This is a genomic window from Mesorhizobium sp. B1-1-6, from assembly GCF_006443035.1.
GTDB lineage: Bacteria > Pseudomonadota > Alphaproteobacteria > Rhizobiales > Rhizobiaceae > Mesorhizobium.
Genome location: NZ_VFWR01000007.1, coordinates 143,768 through 157,406, shown reverse-complemented (window position 1 = coordinate 157,406; position 13,639 = coordinate 143,768). Strand labels below are relative to the sequence as shown.

The 13,639-nt window shown below is 63.4% G+C and carries 13 protein-coding genes; 7 read left to right on the top strand and 6 right to left on the bottom strand.

Features of this window, described 5'->3' with window-relative positions; all coding sequences use genetic code 11:
* Nucleotides 1–9 precede the first annotated feature (9 nt).
* Nucleotides 10–615 (top strand): NADPH-dependent FMN reductase, encoded by a 606-nt coding sequence (locus FJ979_RS15895; RefSeq protein WP_140495977.1) that lies wholly within the window; start codon nucleotides 10–12, stop codon nucleotides 613–615.
* Between the two features lie 53 nt (nucleotides 616–668).
* Here FJ979_RS15895 and FJ979_RS15890 read toward each other — a convergent pair whose 3' ends face one another.
* Nucleotides 669–1,070 (bottom strand): helix-turn-helix domain-containing protein, encoded by a 402-nt coding sequence (locus tag FJ979_RS15890; protein WP_140516836.1) that lies wholly within the window; start codon nucleotides 1,068–1,070, stop codon nucleotides 669–671.
* A 97-nt stretch (nucleotides 1,071–1,167) separates the two neighbouring features.
* On the opposite strand from FJ979_RS15890, the gene FJ979_RS15885 reads away from it, so the two are divergent.
* Nucleotides 1,168–2,145: a zinc-binding dehydrogenase gene (locus FJ979_RS15885; protein ID WP_140582104.1), complete on the top strand. Its 978-nt coding sequence runs from the start codon at nucleotides 1,168–1,170 to the stop codon at nucleotides 2,143–2,145.
* A 61-nt stretch (nucleotides 2,146–2,206) separates the two neighbouring features.
* On the opposite strand, the gene FJ979_RS15880 is transcribed toward FJ979_RS15885, so the two are convergent.
* Nucleotides 2,207–2,728 (bottom strand): hypothetical protein, encoded by a 522-nt coding sequence (locus FJ979_RS15880; protein WP_181169647.1) that lies wholly within the window; start codon nucleotides 2,726–2,728, stop codon nucleotides 2,207–2,209.
* 155 nt (nucleotides 2,729–2,883) lie between these two features.
* Nucleotides 2,884–3,276, bottom strand: coding sequence for a gamma-glutamylcyclotransferase family protein (locus FJ979_RS15875; RefSeq protein ID WP_246674162.1), 393 nt, complete (start codon nucleotides 3,274–3,276; stop codon nucleotides 2,884–2,886).
* A gap of 295 nt (nucleotides 3,277–3,571) precedes the next feature.
* Here FJ979_RS15875 and FJ979_RS15870 point away from each other — a divergent pair, with 295 nt between their 5' ends.
* The 4 genes from FJ979_RS15870 (at nucleotide 3,572) to FJ979_RS15855 (ending at nucleotide 9,390) form a co-directional block, all read left to right on the top strand.
* A complete protein-coding gene (locus FJ979_RS15870) occupies nucleotides 3,572–4,450 on the top strand; it encodes a DMT family transporter (RefSeq protein ID WP_140516990.1) in 879 nt (292 codons plus the stop codon).
* A gap of 407 nt (nucleotides 4,451–4,857) precedes the next feature.
* Complete coding sequence (locus FJ979_RS15865; protein WP_140582101.1) at nucleotides 4,858–6,282, top strand: family 16 glycosylhydrolase; 1,425 nt, start codon at nucleotides 4,858–4,860, stop codon at nucleotides 6,280–6,282.
* 45 nt (nucleotides 6,283–6,327) lie between these two features.
* Nucleotides 6,328–8,070 (top strand): type I secretion system permease/ATPase, encoded by a 1,743-nt coding sequence (locus FJ979_RS15860; protein WP_140582099.1) that lies wholly within the window; start codon nucleotides 6,328–6,330, stop codon nucleotides 8,068–8,070.
* Nucleotides 8,071–8,073: 3 nt separating this feature from the next.
* The gene (locus FJ979_RS15855) at nucleotides 8,074–9,390 is read left to right on the top strand and encodes an HlyD family type I secretion periplasmic adaptor subunit (protein ID WP_140582096.1); all 1,317 of its coding nucleotides are present in this window, start codon (nucleotides 8,074–8,076) and stop codon (nucleotides 9,388–9,390) included.
* Between the two features lie 50 nt (nucleotides 9,391–9,440).
* On the opposite strand, the gene FJ979_RS15850 is transcribed toward FJ979_RS15855, so the two are convergent.
* Nucleotides 9,441–10,751, bottom strand: a complete 1,311-nt coding sequence (locus FJ979_RS15850) for a hemolysin family protein (RefSeq protein ID WP_140582093.1) — start codon at nucleotides 10,749–10,751, stop codon at nucleotides 9,441–9,443.
* Nucleotides 10,752–10,832: 81 nt separating this feature from the next.
* Complete coding sequence (locus tag FJ979_RS15845; RefSeq protein ID WP_140524884.1) at nucleotides 10,833–11,747, bottom strand: LysR family transcriptional regulator; 915 nt, start codon at nucleotides 11,745–11,747, stop codon at nucleotides 10,833–10,835.
* Between the two features lie 124 nt (nucleotides 11,748–11,871).
* On the opposite strand from FJ979_RS15845, the gene FJ979_RS15840 reads away from it, so the two are divergent.
* Nucleotides 11,872–12,954 (top strand): NAD(P)-dependent alcohol dehydrogenase, encoded by a 1,083-nt coding sequence (locus FJ979_RS15840; protein WP_246679317.1) that lies wholly within the window; start codon nucleotides 11,872–11,874, stop codon nucleotides 12,952–12,954.
* Here FJ979_RS15840 and FJ979_RS15835 read toward each other — a convergent pair.
* A complete protein-coding gene (locus FJ979_RS15835; RefSeq protein WP_140582091.1) occupies nucleotides 12,903–13,610 on the bottom strand; it encodes an LssY C-terminal domain-containing protein in 708 nt (235 codons plus the stop codon). The two genes, FJ979_RS15840 and FJ979_RS15835, sit on opposite strands and share 52 nt — an antisense overlap.
* Nucleotides 13,611–13,639 lie beyond the last annotated feature (29 nt).

The window sequence follows — 13,639 nt, the reverse complement described above, 5'->3', positions numbered from 1 at the left end:
AGAGCCCCTATGTCCAAACCCAAGATCGCCATCATCGTCGGTTCGACACGCGCCGCGCGCTTCGCCGACGTGCCCACCCAATGGATCGCCAAGATCGCCAAATCACATGCCGATATCGAGGTCGATGTCGTTGACCTGCGCGATTTCCCGATGCCCTTCTTCGACGAGGTCGCATCCTCCGCCTGGGTGCCATCGACCAACGAGGTGGCGCAGCGCTGGCAGAAGAAGGTCGCCGAATATGACGGCTTCATCTTCACCGCCGCCGAGTACAATCACGGCCCGACGGCCGTGCTGAAGAACGCCATCGACTACGCCGCCAATGAATGGAACAAGAAGCCGGCCGGCTTCGTCGGCTATGGCAGCGTCGGCGGTGCCCGCGCTGTCGAGCAGCTGCGCCTCCACGCGGTCGAATTGCAGATGGCGCCGGTCAAGTCGGCCGTCCATATCGCCTGGGGCGATTTCCTCGCGGTGCGCCAGGGCGAGAAGAAGCTCGAGGAGATCGAGCACCTGAACCAGGCCGCGACCGCGCTCGTCAACGACGTCGCCTGGTGGGCCAAGGCGCTCAAGACCGCGCGCCAGGCCGACGCCATAGACGAGGAAATCAAGGCGGCCTGACCGCCTCGAAATCATCCTCCCAAGAATGTGGGGCGGCGCTTGCGCCGCCCTTTTCAATTGCGAAAGGCTGCTTGCTCGTCCCGCCCTGGTCGTGGCCGGATGACGCAGTCGGCAAGACGATGCTTTTCGTTCAGTTCGTCGGCGTGGTGCTGGCCCCATTGGCACAGCGCCAGCAGGATGGGCTCGAGGCTGAGGCCGAGCGGGGTGGCCGAATATTCTACCCGCACGGGCACTTCGGCGAAGATTTCGCGGCTGACGAGACCGTGCTCCTCCATTTCGCGGAGCTGCTGGATCAGCACTTTCTGGGTGATGCCCGGCATCAGCGCCTTGAGTGCGGTCAGCCGCCTTGGGCCGTCGAAGAGATGGTAGAGGATGACCGCCTTCCAGCGCCCTGCGATCACTTTCAGGGCACGCTCCGCCGGCAGCAACGGCAGTCTCTTGGTTATTCCGGCCATGGTCACCACCTGGTCAGCAGGGGACAAATGAGTATGTAGTCGAGGCCCCGCAGATAGTGGCAAACCGCGGCCGATGCCATAGCGATCGGAGTTTGCCATGAAAGCCGTACAATTCAGCCGTTTCGGCGGCCCCCAGGTGCTGGAGATTGTCGACCTCCCGACACCGGAGCCGCAGGCCGGCGAGGTGCTGATCCGCGTTCATGCCGCCGGCATCAACTTCTTCGAGGTGCTGATGCGCGCGGATCGTTATGCGGTCACGCCGCAATTGCCGATGGTTCCCGGCGTCGAGGCGGCGGGGGTCGTGGAGGCCGTCGGGCAAGGGGCGGACGATACGCTGATCGGGACCCGGATCGCGGCGCCTTTGTTTGCCTCGACACGCCCCTTTGGCGGCTATGCCGAGTATGTGACGATCGACGCAGGCTTGGCAGTGCCCCTGCCGGATCCGCTTTCGTTCGAGGAGGCGACGGCGTTGATGGTGCAGGGGCTGACCGCCTTTCATCTGTTGCGACAAAGTCCGCCGCCGAACAGGACGGTTTTGGTTCCCGCCGCCGCGGGCGGGGTCGGTTCGCTGCTCGTCCAGTTGGCGAAGCGCCAAGGCGCGCGCCGGGTCATTGGGCTCGCCGGCGGCAAGGCCAAGCTCGACGTCGCCATGTCGCACGGTGCCGACATCGCCATCGATCGTCATTCCGGAGACTGGGTGGCCGAAACCAGAGACGCCGCGCAGGGTGGTCTCGATACGATCTATGACACCGTCGGCGGAGCGATGACCGGGGACTTCCTCGATATCCTGGCGCCCGGTGGCGAGCTCGTGTTTGCAGCACTTGGCCGCTATGCGCTTGGCGTTGCCCGGCTTGAGGCGATGATCGGCAGGAATCAGTCGTTGAAGGGCTTCGCGCTGCTCCCGCTGCTGTCCCCTGGAGTGCTGAGAGCGAGCCTTTCGGAGCTTTTCGATCTGGCTGCCAGCGGCGACATTGTCGTCACGACTGGCGGGCGCTTTCCGCTCGGCCAAGCCGGCGAGGCGCATCGCCTGCTCGAAGAGCACCGCTCGATCGGCAAGGTCGTGCTGATACCCTAGCGTCGGGCTGCCGCGCAATCCGCTGGGGATGGAAATAGCCTTCGGCCCAAAATCGTGCGTGTCAAACGCCGGCGACGGCGAAAAGCCAGGCCAGGATATCGAACAACAAAAGAACCAGCGCGATCTGCAATGCTACCCGAAGCCGCTGGATGATGCGCCAGTTGCTGGCCATGTCGGCCTTGATGCGAAGGGCAAGCGCGCGCTGCATGGCCGATATCTTCAGCGGCCTGTCGCCATCGACATAGTGATGGAGCAGCTCTTCCGGATCGAAGCGGAACGTGTATTTGTGATAGGGCCAAAGCAGGAAGACGATCAGTCCGCCAATGCCGAACAGCAGGGCCACTGCGATCCAATCCCAGAGCCCGAGCCCGTCGGAAAGCGCCCTTGCGCCAAGCAACGAGTTTACAAACGCGGTGGCGAAGATGAGGCTGCCCGCGCGCGTGTTCATGTTCTCGACGAGATTCTGCTGATGATTGAGGCCTCGCACTGCCTCCTGATAGATAAATGCCAGGCGAGGATCGTCGTCGGCAGGATCGCTTGCGACTGCCGTGTTGCTGCCTCCGGCGCCGGTACGTTCAGTCATGAGAATGCTCTATGCCGTATCGGTGATGCGTCACCTTAGCTCAAAATCCCTTGGCGCTAAAACGTGCCGGAGCATCAGTGGCGAGGTGAAACCACTTGGCGTCGCAGAAAAGCCGAACCAGGCGGGAAACGCCATGCACGTTTCCTGGAGTTGTTCTAGCCACCCCATGAAAGCGCGAAGCGCCGATCATTGTAGTCTTTGAGATATCGGGAGTGGATCGGCGCGGCGAGATGCCGGGATTTCATGTAGACATACGCCGAGACAGGCGGCCCGCCATCGACAGGCTCTGCTTCGATCAGCACGCGCAAATTTCCGGGCTTGCCAACGGATTCGATCCTGTCGAGGTTTGCCAAGGCGCGATCGTCCACGGCGTAGAGTTCGCCGCCGACCTGGAAGCCGACGCCTGGTTCATTGAACATCATCGGAGCGAAGCGAGGTCCAGCGATCAGCATCGGGAAGCGCTCTCGCGTCCTGTAGGCGCCCAGAAATGCGGCTTCGGACAAACCCTCGCCGTGAAGGGGAAAGCCTTTCTTCAAGGTACCAAACACGAAGAGTTTCCGCATCATGCGCGGGGAACGCCGGCCAAGCTTGGAAGTTCATCTGTTTTCATCGGCGTTCGGGGCAGCGGAAGTGAGCAAGACAGCGGATTCAGCATCGTATCTGGGCTGAGGCGTGGAGCTGTGAAGGTTGCTTTCGCGCGATGCCGGACCGATACGGGTTGGCCCTCCATATGGGCGGAGCTGCCATCTGGCTCGGCCGTTCTGCCCTGATATATCCGGCCGCGATCCATCACATGAGCAAAGCCCCGTGAAGTCATCCAGCCTGGCAGGCGTCGTTTCCCCCATGATCCCGGTGCTGGTGTGCGCGCTCGGCATCTTCCTTCTGTCGGGGATGGATGCGGCGATGAAGGTTCTGGTCATTGCCGTGGGCGTCTACAACACGGTGCTATGGCGCAGCATGCTGGCGACCGTGGTCGCGGGCGCCGGCTGGTCGGCAGGGTCGCGTTCATTTCCCGCCCTTTCCGTGTTGAGGCTGCATGCGCTGCGTGCCGTTGTTGTCGGCATTGTCTTGCTGTCGTTCTTCTGGGGGCTTGCCAGGCTGCCGCTGGCGGAGGCGATCGGCCTCAGTTTCGTGGCGCCGCTGTTTGCGCTCCTGCTGGCCGCGCTGTTGTTGGGCGAACGGATACAACGGCAGGCGATCTGGGCATCGCTGGCCGGCATTGCCGGTGTCGCAATCATAATAGCCGGGCAGTTCGGGCATGCGACCTATGCCGAGGATGCCCTGCTCGGCACGGCCGCCGTGCTGGTATCGACGGTGTTCTACGCCTACAACCTGATCCTTGCGCGGCAACAGGCGCTGCTGGCCAAGCCGATCGAAATCATGCTGTTCCAAAACCTTTGCGTTGCCGTCATCCTCGGTCTCGCGGCACCCTGGCTTGCCATTGCGCTGCCAAGCGAGCTCTGGCTTCCTCTCGCCGGGGTGACGGCGCTTTCGCTCGCCGGCCAATTCCTGATGAGCTGGGCCTACGCGCGCGCCGAAGCGCAATATCTGATCCCGACCGAATACTCCGCCTTCATCTGGGCGATTGCGCTTGGGTGGTTCTTCTTCGACGAGGCGGTGACCTGGACCACGCTGGCGGGAGCGGGCCTCATCGTGGCCAGTTGCCTGATCGCCTCGCGCTCGAACCCGAAGCTTTCCGAACCGATCGAAGCCGCGGTTTGACGGTGTTCCCCTGCGACAAATAGCAGGCACTGCGCCGCCGGCCCGAGGCCTGTTCCCTCGCTCGATGCGCCAGCCCTCGAATTCGCCCATCGCTCCAGAGCGGCAATGTTACGGCCCGCCAGAAAGCCGGAATCGCTTTTTTGTGACCTACGCCAAGCGTGGCAGCAAGTATATCGCCGTTTTCTCGGTATAAGCGAAAATTTTATTAAAAGTTTTACTGACCTCATTACGATTTATAGACCATTTCTTGGCCTCTAGTGCTTTCGTTTCGAAAAATGTCACCCAACAGTCGATGTAATGCTGAACTGTGTGGCAAGCTCCTGGAACGACATCGTGCATGGCAACGTTGCTCCGTAAGCGGTTGCCGTTTCGAATGACCTGAACAGGCGCGAGGAAAGGATTTCCTGATGAGCACCGTCGTGAACGCCAAAGGCATCCCTCTCCCCTACACGGGCACGTCCACCCATTGGTTCTCGGCGACCGGATCCGGGCCGGAATTGCACGGCACCTCCGGCAACGACTCCTTCTGGGGGGACGCCAGCGTCAACGTCACCATCTATGGCGGCGCGGGCGACGACTACTATCACCTCTATTCCACCAACAACAAGGTGGTTGAGGATCCCGGGACTGGCATCGACACGATCGACACATGGATGAGCTACAAGCTCCCCGACAATTTCGAGAATCTCGTCGTCACCGGCAACAATCGCTATGCGTTCGGAAATGCGTTGGACAACATCATCAAGGGTGGCTCGGGCCATCAGACGCTGGATGGCGGTCAGGGCAACGACGTGCTGATCGGCGGCAGCGGCGCCGACACTTTCATCATCACCAAGGGCAATGGAAGCGACCTGATCACCGATCTCGGCGCGGACGACACGGTCCGCCTCAATGGCTACGACTTCATGTCTTTCGACGACGTCAAGGCACATATGACCCAGGCAGGATCGAACCTTCTGCTGAACCTCGGATCCGACGAGGTGCTGGTCTTCAACAACACGACGGTGGACAAGCTGGCGCCCAGCCAGTTCGAACTGCCGATCGACAAGTCCGGAATGACGCTGTCCTTTTCCGACGACTTCAACACGCTCAGCCTTTGGAACGGCCATGATGGCACCTGGAATTCCAACTTCTGGTGGGGAGCGCCGAACGGAAGCACGTTGAGCAGCAATGGGGAGCTGCAATGGTACATCGACGCCAATTACGGCCCGACCAGCTCAGTCCACCCGTTCAGCGTGGAAAACGGGGTGCTCACCATCACTGCGGCGCAAGCGCCCGAAGACATCAAGCCACTGATCAACAATTACGAATACACCTCGGGCATCCTGACGACCCACGAAAGCTTCTCGCAGACCTACGGCTATTTCGAAATGCGGGCGGACCTGCCCGAAACGGCCGGAGCCTGGCCGGCCTTCTGGCTGCTGCCGGAAGACGGCTCGTGGCCGCCGGAACTGGACGTCCTGGAAGCGCGCGGGCAGGATCCGAACACGCTCATCATGACGGCGCACACGAACGAGACGGGACAGCACACCAAGGTCTCTTCCTCGGTGAATGTTTCGGACACCGACGGCTTCCATACCTATGGCCTGCTGTGGACACCGGATACGCTCGTCTGGACCTATGACGGCGTAAAGGTCGCCGAAGCCGCGACGCCGTCCGACATGCACACGCCCATGTACATGCTGGCCGATCTAGCCGTCGGCGGTTTTGCCGGCGCGCCTCCCGACCATCTCGCCACGCCGGCGGAGATGAAGATCGACTATATCCGCGCCTATACGCTGGATGACCTGCAGCACCACCCCCTGGACGTTGCGGGCGACCACTCGGTCTGAGCGCCGATGTCTCGGGACATGAGCCGCCAAGGGAGCGCGGGAACGATGGGACAGTCAGGTCTGCGGGCGGTCTTGTGGCGCGCCATCGCCGATGTCGGCGTTTTCTCGTTGCTGATCAACGTCCTGCTGCTGGTGATCCCGCTCTATCTGTTGCAGGTGTATGATCGGGTCCTGCCTTCCTCCAATGTCGAGACGCTTGTCTACCTGTCGGTCATCGCGGTTCTCGCGCTGGTCTTTCTGGGCTTTCTGGACGCGGTGCGCTCCATTTACACGCAGCGCGTCGCGGCCAGCATCGACAGCAAGCTCGGGGCGGAGACGTTCGCCGCTTCGCTTGGCGCCGACCACGCCTCCGCAGGCCTGTCGCCATTGCGTGATCTCGCCTCGGTATGCGCCTTCATCAGGTCGCGCGGCGTGGCGGTCCTGTTCGACCTGCCGTTTGCTCCGTTCTTCCTCGGACTGCTCTACCTGATCCATCCCGTCCTGTTCTGGTTCACCCTGGCTGGCGTGGCGATGCTGCTTGCACTGGTCCTGGCAACCCAGCTTGCCATCGGCAGGAACGACGCTTTGTTTTCACGACGTTCGGCGGTCGCCAGCCAGTCGGAGCAGGCCTTTGCCCGCGACGCCGAGACGCTGCGCGCCATGGGCATGGTCCAGAACGCCGCGCGGGCTTGGGGAAAGCACGTCGCCGAAGCGCTGATCGTTCACGACCGCGCGTCGACGGCTAATGCGATCTTCAGCGGAACGTCGCGGGCGGTGCGGATGATGCTGCAGCTGGCGATACTGGGCGTGGGTGCGTGGCTGGTCCTGCAAGGCAAGATGACGGCCGGGATGATATTCGCGTCTTCCCTGGTATCGTCGCGCGCGCTGCAGCCGCTCGACCAACTGATCGGCTCGTGGCGGCAGATCGTCGACGCCAGACGATCGTGGAAACGGCTGGAGGCAACCCTTTCGGCACGTCCGTCCGCGGTGCAAAAACTGGCCTTGCCTGATCCGTCAGGCGCGATTTCGGCGCAGGATCTGATCTACGTCGCGCCGAATACGCCCGGCGGTCCGCCCATCGTCAAGAGGCTGAATTTCCACATCGGGGCCGGCGAGGCGGTGGCGATCGTCGGCCCGAGCGGAGCCGGCAAATCGACGCTCGCCAGATTGCTTGTCGGTGCGCTCCAACCGGTCAGCGGCTCGGTCAGGATCGACGGTGCCGATCTCAGGACCTGGGACGAAAAGCAGCTTGGAAGGCATATCGGCTATCTCGCGCAGGAGGTGGAACTGTTCCCGGGATCGATCGCGGAGAACGTCGGCCGCTTCGACCCCGACGCGGATGACGCCTCGATCGTCGAGGCGGCAAAGCGTGCCCAGGCCCATGAACTGATTTTGACGCAGCGCGACGGCTACCAGACGATGATCGGTCTCTCTGACAGGGCGCTGTCGGGCGGCGAGCGCCAAAGGATCGGGCTGGCGCGCGCCCTGTACGGCAACCCCAGAATTCTCGTCCTGGACGAGCCCAACGCTCATCTCGACGGCGCCGGCGAAGCGGCGCTCGAAGCGGTGCTCTCGGATGCGCGGTCGGCGGGGATTACCTTGATCGTGATCACGCACCGCCCTTCGATCGCAGCGGCCTGCGACCGCGTGATGCTGCTGCGCGACGGCGCGATCGAAGCCTTCGGCCCGAGCAGCGATTTGCTGCGGCAGCCGCTCGCCGGCAATTCTTCCCGGCAGAATACGGTGGTGACGGGGTCGTTCGCCACGACCCTCCGCAGCGCCCCGCAAAAAACCCGCTTTGGATCGTAGATGATGGCAGTGCACAGCCTCGCCGGGGAACGCAATCCACGCACCGACACAGGGCGCGTGGCATTCGGCAGCTATGCGGCGATAGCGATATTTGCAGGTTGCTTCGGCTATTGGGCGGCCTATGCCCCCTTGTCCGGCGCGGTGATCACGCAAGGCACGATCTCGGCGATGGGCGGGAACATCCTCATCCAGCACCCCGAGGGCGGCATCGTCCAAGAGTTGCTGGTCCACGAAGGCGATCGCGTGCAGCAGGCGCAGGATCTGATAGTGCTGGATCCAACCGCCGCGCAGGCCGAGCTCAACCGGCTGACGAGGCAGTCGATCGCGCTCAGGGCAAGCGCGGCGCGGCTGGAGGCGGAGCGGGACGGGCTGGACAGGCTGGCGCCGATCACAACAGCGGCGCCGGCGCCGCTTCAGCACGATTTCGAAATGCTGGTTCGGGAACAGCAGAAGGAGTTCGACGCCAGGCTCGCCCGGTTCCGGTCGGAACGATCGATCCTCCAGCAGCGGGTCGTCATGCATCGGCAGTCCGTCGTGGGATTGGACGCCCAGAAACAAGCCATCCAGCAGCAGGTCGAGGTGGTGAAGAAGGAGCTCGGCATCAAGACCAGCCTTTTGGACAAAGGCCTGACCAACCGCACCGAATACTCCCAGCTTCTGCGCAGCGAAGCCGACCTCGTCGGCCAGGCGGGAGCGCTGGAGGCCAGTCTTGCATCGGCCAGCACCCAGATCGTCGAGGCGCAGGAGCAGACCGAGCGCTTGACCACGCAACGGGTGGAGGAGGCGCTGACGAAGCTGGACGAGGTTCGCTCCAACCTGGCCGACGTCGAGGAACAGATCAGGGCGGCCGCGGCGGTGCTGCGGCGCACGACAATCAAGGCGCCGGCAGCGGGCATCGTGGTGTCGTCGACCTACAATTCCAAGGGCAGCGTAGTTGCCCCGGGCGAAAAGATCATGGAGATCCTGCCGACGGCATCGGGATTGGTCGTCGACGCGAAGCTGCGGCCGAAGGACATCGATCAGGTGCGCGTCGGCCAGCCGGCGAAACTGCGATTGTCCGCCTTGAACACGCGGCTCACGCCCGAGGTTCCAGCCACCGTGACACAGATTTCCGCGGATCGGCTGATCGACGAGGCTACGCGTGAACCCTATTTCCGGGCGAAGCTGAAGATCGACGACCTGCCATCCCGCGTGAAGCCCGAACAGCTCTATCCCGGGACGCCGGTCGAGGCGTTCATCAGCACTGGCGACCGGACTTTCCTGGAATATCTCGCGCGGCCGATGCTCGATTCGTTCGCCCGCGCCTTCAGGGAGCAGTAGGCGCGGACGGACGGCCAATGACCGCTTGGCCCGAGGCAAAGTTGGAACAATCAGCGCACCACTTCGCGGTGGCCGCTGGGCAGGCGCGTGGCGATCAGCTTATCGATGCGGCGGCCGTCGAGATCGACCACCTCGAAACGCCAGCCTTGCGCGTCGACGCATTCGCCGGTCGCCGGCAGATGGTGCATGTGTGACAGCACATAGCCGGCGACGGTCTCGTAGTCGCGGTTTTCCGGCAGGTCGATGCCCAGCACCTCGGCCATCTCGTCGGCCTGCATATAGCCGGCAAGCAGCCATGAGCCGTCGTCGCGCTTGACGGCATTCTCCTCCTCGCCGGCTTCGAGGTCGGAACGGAAGACACCGGTGATGGCCTCCAGGATGTCGGCGGGGGTGACGATGCCTTCGAAATGGCCGTATTCGTCGTGCACCAGCGCCATCGGCACGTCGGATTCCTTCAGCGTCTGCAGCACGTCGAGCGCGTCGGCCTGATCGTGCACGATGGGCGCGGTGCGCACGTGCCGACGCGGGTCGAGCGCGCGGCCGCCCAGCAATGCCGCGAGCACGTCGCGCGTCTGGACGACACCGATCATGGCGTCGACGCCGCCGTCGCCGGCGGGCAAGCGCGAATGCTGCGTATCCATCAGGAGCTTGCGGGTGGTCGCATCGTCGGACTGGAGGTTGATCCAGTCGACCTCGGTGCGCGGCGTCATGACGGCGCGCACGGCGCGGTCGCCAAGCCGCATGACGCCGGCGATCATGCGGCGCTCGTCGGACTCGATGGTGCCGTGATGCTCGGCCTCGGCGACCAGCATCTTGATCTCCTCATCGGTAACCTTCTCCTCGCTCTCGCCGCGCTGGCCGAGCAGCCAAAGCACGGCGCGGCCCGAGATATCGAGCAGGAAGACCAGCGGCGCCGAGACGGTGGCGAGGACGGTCATGGCCGGGGCGGCGCGCACGGCGACCCGCTCGGGGTCGCGCAGCGCGATCTGCTTGGGCACGAGCTCACCGATGATCAGCGAGGCATAGGTGATGATGGCCACGACGATGCCGACGCCGAGCGGATCGGCGATGTTTTCGCGGATGCCGTTCGAGGCCAGGAACTGCGCCAGCCTTTCGCCGAGCGTGGCGCCGGAAAAGGCGCCGGACAGCACGCCGACCAGGGTGATGCCGATCTGTACCGAGGACAGGAACTTGCCGGGGTTGGAGCCAAGCGCAAGCGCCCGGCCGGCGCCCTTAACCTCGCGATCGATCATTGCCTTGAGGCGGGCCGGCCGCGACGAGACGATGGCAAGCTCGGACATTGCCAGAAGGCCGTTCACGCAGATGAGGACGACCGCGGTGGCGATTTCAACATATAGCATCAGGGGTCAATAGCATTGCCGTGCTGGATTGGAAAATAGTCAGCAGCCGTTTTCAGGAAGATGACAGCGCATGCGGCCCCGTCAGGCGGCATCCCAGGGCGGCGCCGAAAAATGCTCGACCAGCGCATCGACGACGACGCGGACCTTCGGCGTCACTGCTCGCGTCACCGGCCAAACGGCGTGGACGGCAATGTTTTCGACGAGGCGGTCCGACAGCACCATTTCGAGCGCACCGCTCCTGAGGCTGTCCGCCGCCAACCATGTCGGCAGGAAGGTGATGCCGCAGCCGGCAAGGGCGGCGTCGAGCATCGGCTCGCCATTGTCGAGGACCAGCCTTGCCCGCGGTGTGAACTTTCCGATTTGGCCGTCGGCGTGCCTTATGGTCCAGGGATGGGCGACGCCGTTACGGGTGTAGCCGATCAGCTTATGAGCGGCGAGCTCCTCGATCGTTCGCGGCCTGCCGTGCTCCTCGAGGTAGGCGGGGGCGGCCAATACGCACGAGCGTTGGACATAGAGCCGCCGCGCCGCGAGCGACAGGCTGTCGTCGAGCTCGCCCATGCGAACTGCCAGGTCGATGCTTTCTTCGATGAGATCGACGCGACGGTCGTTGAAGGAGATCTCCATCGCCAGATCGGGGAAGCGCTTGGAAATGTCGAACAAAACTGGGGCAACGCAGCGCTGGCCGAAGGCCGACGGCAAATCGACCCGAAGCCGGCCCGAGGGCACTTGCCGGTGCGAGGCAAGCAGCGACTGGGCGGCTTCGATTTCGGACAGCGCCCTGACGCAGGCTTCGTAATAGCTGAGGCCTTCGCTTGTCGGGCTCAGGCTGCGGGTGGTGCGATTGAGCAGACGCACGCCAAGCCGATGCTCCAGCTGTGCGATCGATTTGCCGACCGCCGATTTCGTCACGCGCAGCCGTTCTCCCGCACTGGTGAAGCTGCCGGCTTCGATCGTTTGAACGAAGGCGACAATGCCCTGCAGATCGGCGGATTCCATGGCTGTGCCCCTATTGTAGAATAATGATCTTCAATTCGTTTCCAATTATGCCACATAGAAGCACTTTTTTCTATAGTGGAATGACGTAAAGATCTCGCCAGCAACTCAATCCGGAGCAGACGAGATGAACAGGGACATCAACAGATCCTGGCAAATGACCGGTTTTGGCCTGTCCAAGCTGCAACCGGCGCAGGGAAAGGTACCCGCACCCGGGCCTCGTGAGCTGCTGGTGCGGATCAACGCCATATCGCTGAATTACAAGGATCGAATGGTCCTAGACGGGGTGCTGATCCCGGACCTCGTCTTTCCCTTCGTGCCGACATCGGATGCGGTGGGCGAGGTCGTGGCGGTCGGCGGCGGCGTCAGCCGCTTCCAGGCCGGGCAACGCGTGCTGGGCCAAGTGATCGCCGACTGGCCTGACGGCGATGCGCCGCCGGTGCTTCACCAGCACACGTTGGGATTGTCACTGCCCGGCACCTTGTCCGACTACGTGCTGCTTCACGAGGATGCCATCGTGCTGGCGCCGCCTTCGCTCAGCGACGCCGAGGCCTCGACGCTGCCGATCGCGGCGCTGACGGCGTGGTTTGCCTTGGCGGAGGCGACGAAGCCGGTGCCCGGCCAGACCATTCTTATCCAGGGTACCGGCGGCGTGTCGCTGTTTGCACTGCAATTCGCGGCCGCTTTCGGCCTGCGCGCCATCGTCACCTCGAGCAGCGACGACAAGCTCGAACGGGCCAGGAAACTCGGCGCCTGGCAAGTGATCAACTACCGCACCCAGCCGGCATGGGACGAAGCCGCGCGTGACCTGACGGGTGGAACCGGCGTCAACCATATCCTGGAGATGGTCGGCGGCGACAATGCGCGGCGATCGCTCGATGCCCTGGCCGCCGACGGCCGCCTGTCGGTCATCGGCCTGCTGGGCTCGATGGAACTCAGCTTTCCGATCGTGCCGTTCCTGCGCAATCGCATCGTCGTGCAAGGGATATCGATCGGTCATCGCCGCGCCTTCGAGCGGATGAACCAGGCGATCGAGGTGCTCGGTATCCGGCCGGTGGTCGACAAGGTCTCGGCTTCGAGGAGGTGGAGCAGGCCTTCCAGCATCTGGAGAAGGGACCGTTCGGCAAGGTCGTGGTCGCCACGAGCTGACTTCAGGCATCACGGCAGTTGCTTCAGCACGCCGAGCACGGCCTTGCCGTCGGTGAAATAGGGGTCGCCGCCGCCATTGCGCCCGTGCGTGGTGGCGCCGATGCCTTCCAGGTCGCTGGTTGAGATCAGCATTCCGGCGGCGGTCAAATCCTGCATAAGAAAGTCGCGTTCGGCGTCGATGTCGGGGCCGATATGATGGGTGATGGCGCCGGTGTCGTGGCTCAGGCCCACGCCACGGTCGAAACTGGCCGAGCCCAGCCACAGCGGACGGCCATCGTCGCCGGTGGCATCAGTCTGCCAGAAGCGCACATGGTGACGGCGGTCGGCGCTGCCACCTACCGGCTTCTCGAAGGCAAGATCCTGGGCGCGACCTTCGAACAGCAGCCGGCTCACCGGCGCGTCCGGATAGGGGCGCGAAAACAAGACGCTTTCGCCGATGTCGATCGCTGTCCTCAATGTGATGGCGTCGGCCGTGTCCCAGCCAGCGACGGCGAAGGCATGGACAACCTCCTTTTGCGTGCCGATCAGGCCGATATTGATGGGGTCGCCCGGAATGCCTTGCGGCGTGTGCGTCACCATCTCGAAGCTTTGGCTGCGAAAGCCGCGATCGTGAAACGTCCAGAATTCCGGCGCGGCGACATAGGCCAGCACCAGATAGGTCGCCATGAGCAACACCAGCCAGGTCGCAGCGCGTCGTCGGAAGCTTCGTTGGCTCATCGATGCCGCTCGAGTTCTACGACGTCACT